The organism is Pseudomonas sp. SIMBA_041 (genome assembly GCF_046535095.1).
GTDB lineage: Bacteria > Pseudomonadota > Gammaproteobacteria > Pseudomonadales > Pseudomonadaceae > Aquipseudomonas > Aquipseudomonas mucoides.
Window position 1 is genome coordinate 1 of record NZ_JAWRXJ010000666.1, and the last position, 251, is coordinate 251.

The 251-nt window shown below is 43.0% G+C and carries 1 pseudogene; it reads left to right on the forward strand.

Annotated features, from left to right (window positions below):
• Positions 1-251 (forward strand): annotated as a pseudogene (locus tag SB725_RS32785) (sodium:proton antiporter); the annotation flags it as partial.

Consider the following 251-nt stretch of genomic DNA (forward strand, 5'->3'; position numbering starts at 1 on the left):
TCTTACTGTCAATCGGTGCGATATTTTTGGGCTTCTTAGGGTTTGATCAGCTGATTGATTACGAAGTCAGTTTATTGGAGCAACTTGATTTTACCGAAGTGCTCTTAGACGGTATGCTATCGATGTTGCTATTTGCAGGTGCATTACACGTCAATATTGGTGATTTAAGACGCTACAAGCTACCTATCGGCATCCTTGCCGGACTTGGTACGATCATATCAGCGATGCTCATTGCGACCGCGATTTACTTT